This window comes from Isoptericola sp. NPDC057191, from assembly GCF_042670225.1.
Lineage (GTDB): Bacteria > Actinomycetota > Actinomycetes > Actinomycetales > Cellulomonadaceae > Isoptericola.
Map to the genome: position 1 here is coordinate 1 of NZ_JBHUWC010000291.1, position 2821 is coordinate 2821.

Here is a 2821-nt window from a genome sequence, read left to right on the forward strand (position 1 = left end):
TGCCTAAAGTGTGCGGGCCTCAGGCACTTGGATCAGGCCAATCACCTGACACACGACCGCGGCGGGCAGTCATCACCCCTGCCCGACCGGCGCCCGGTGCTCCGCCCCCTCAGGCCTCGGCGGCGGCCTCGGACTCCTGGTCGACCTCCGCGCGCAGCCGCTGCCAGAGCTCGTCCACCTGGTCCCGGAGGTGCTCCTCCGTCCCCGTGCCGTCCAGCGTGACGTCGGCCACGGCGGCACGCTCCTCGTCGGCGGCCTGCGCGGCGACCCGGGCGCGCGCCGCCGCCTCGGCCAGCCCGCGCCCGTCGACCAGCCGCGCGACCCGCTGCTCGGCCGGGGCCTGCACCACGACGAGGAGGTGGAAGCGGTCCGCCTGCCCGGTCTCGACCAGCAGCGGGATGTCGTGCACGACCACCGCGCGGTCGTCGGCCGCCCCCGCGAGCGCCTCCCGCTCCGCGGCGATGCGCCGGATCTCGGGGTGCAGGATCCCCTCGAGGCGCTCGCGCGCCGCAGCGTCGCCGAACACGACGCGGCCGAGGGCCGGGCGGTCCAGCGCACCGTCCGGCGCGAGCACACCGTCTCCGAAGGCGGCCACGACCTCCTCCAGCCCGACCGTGCCGGGGGCCACCACCTCCCTGGCCAGGACGTCGTGGTCGATCACGACGGCACCGAGCTCGGAGAGCCGGCGCGCGACGACGGACTTGCCTGCGGCGATACCGCCTGTGAGGCCGATGCGGAGCATGGGGACCATCCTGCCTCCGGCGTAGGCTTCCCGCCATGAGCGCCCGCGGCTCCCTGCCGCGGGCCGAGGGGGAGGTGGCATGGCGGGCGGAGGCATGATGCGCTCGTACCTGAAGGACTCGTCGGTGACGGACCGGCGCCTGACGGGCTCCACCCTCCGACGGATCCTGGCCTTCGCCCGGCCGTACCGGGCGCAGCTGGTGGCGTTCGTCGCCCTCCTGGTGCTCAGCGCGGCGGCGGGGGCCGTCACCCCCCTGCTGTTCCGTCGCCTCATCGACGACGGCATCGCGACCGGCGACCGGCGCCTGGTGGTGTCGATGGCAGCCGCGGCCGTGGGGATCGCCCTCGTCACCGCAGCCTTGGCGGTGGCCGAGCGGTGGCTGTCGTCGCGCGTGGGCGAAGGGCTCATCCTCGACCTGCGCACGGCGGTCTTCGACCACGTGCAGCGGATGCCGCTCGCCTTCTTCGCACGCGCCCGGACGGGCGCCCTGGTCCAGCGGCTCAACGGCGACGTCCTCGGCGCGCAGCAGGCGTTCACGTCCACGCTGCAGACGGTCATCTCCAACGGGCTCACGATCGCGTTCACCCTCGCCGCCATGTTCGCGATGTCCTGGCGGCTCACCCTGCTGTCCGTGGTCCTCGTGCCCGCGTTCGTGCTCCCGGCTCGCTGGTTCGGCCGCCGCCTCGCGACGCTGGCCCGCACCGGCTACGACCTGAACGCCGACGCCGGTCAGATGATGAACGAGCGCTTCAACGTGGCGGGCGCCCACCTCGTCAAGATCTTCGGCGACCCCGACGTGGAGAGCTCCCGCTACGCGGCCCAGGTGCGCCAGCTGCGGGACCTCGGCGTGCGCACGGCCCTGCTCGGCACGTGGTTCCGCGTGGGCCTCACGACGCTGGCCTCGGTCGCGATCGCGCTGGTCTACGGGCTGGGCGGGCTGCAGGCGATCGCCGGCGAGCTCACCGTGGGCACCGTGGTCGCGCTCACCGCGTACCTCGGGCGCCTGTACGGCCCGCTGTCCGCCATGTCGAACGTGCAGGTCGACGTGATGACCGCCCTGGTGAGCTTCGAGCGGGTGCTCGAGGTCCTCGACCTCGAGCCCGCGATCGCGGAGAAGCCCGGCGCCGTCGACCTGCGCGTCGCCGTGGCGGACCGCGGTGCTTCCGTCGAGCTCGACCGCGTGACGTTCCGGTACCCGAGCGCCGACGAGGTCTCCCTGGCCTCTCTCGAGTCCGTCGCGACGCTGCGCTCGGACCCCACGGACGACACGCTGCGCGAGGTGTCGTTCACGGTGCCGGCCGGCGCCATGGTCGCCCTCGTGGGTCCCTCCGGTGCGGGGAAGACCACGGTCTCCCAGCTCGTCTCACGCATGTACGACCCGACGTCGGGAGCGGTACGGATCGCGGGCACGGACCTGCGCGACGTCACGGCCGCGTCGCTGCGGGGCACCGTCGGCGTGGTGTCGCAGGAGGCGCACCTCTTCCACGACACCGTCGCCGCCAACCTGCGCTTCGCGCGCCCGGGGGCCTCGGACGCGGATCTCGAGAGGGCGCTGCGCCAGGCGCGGATCTGGGACCTCGTCGCACGGCTCCCGGAGGGTGTCGACACCGTCGTCGGCGACCGCGGCTACCGCCTCTCCGGCGGGGAGCGCCAACGGCTCGCCATCGCCCGGCTCCTGCTGCGGGCGCCGGACGTCGTCGTCCTCGACGAGGCGACGGCCCACCTGGACTCCGAGTCGGAGGCGGCCGTCCAGGCGGCCCTCGACCAGGCGCTGGCCGGCCGCACGTCGCTCGTCATCGCCCACCGCCTCTCGACCGTGCGCGCCGCGGACACCATCGTCGTGCTGGCCGAGGGCCGTGTCGTCGAGCTCGGCACCCACCTGGAGCTCCTCGCCGCAGGGGGCCTGTACGCCGAGCTCTACGCCACCCAGTTCGCCCAGACCGAGCCGACGACGGCCGACTGACCACGGCGCGCCATCGCACGGCGCGCGACGCGCGACCCCCCTGGGCCCGCCGCACGGCCGTCGCCGGAGTGACGGGCACCGGCCGATGCCGGGACAGAACGACGGCGGCCCGCCAC

2 protein-coding genes are annotated in these 2821 nt (G+C 74.5%); one reads left to right on the top strand and one right to left on the bottom strand.

Features of this window, described 5'->3' with window-relative positions; all coding sequences use genetic code 11:
* Positions 1-109: 109 nt before the first annotated feature.
* Positions 110-742, bottom strand: coding sequence for a dephospho-CoA kinase (coaE, locus tag ACFT55_RS19895; protein ID WP_380245584.1), 633 nt, complete (start codon positions 740-742; stop codon positions 110-112).
* Between the two features lie 79 nt (positions 743-821).
* Between coaE and ACFT55_RS19900 the strand changes: the two genes are divergently transcribed.
* On the top strand, positions 822-2705 hold the full coding sequence (locus tag ACFT55_RS19900) for an ABC transporter ATP-binding protein (protein ID WP_380245585.1): 1884 nt from the start codon (positions 822-824) through the stop codon (positions 2703-2705).
* The last annotated feature ends 116 nt before the right edge of the window (positions 2706-2821 follow it).

What these genes read in the sequence shown, in the direction of transcription:
- coaE (WP_380245584.1), bottom strand. Translation starts at nt 742, where the DNA reads ATGCTCCGCATCGGCCTCACAGGCGGTATCGCCGCAGGCAAGTCCGTC.
- ACFT55_RS19900 (WP_380245585.1), top strand. Translation starts at nt 822, where the DNA reads ATGGCGGGCGGAGGCATGATGCGCTCGTACCTGAAGGACTCGTCGGTG.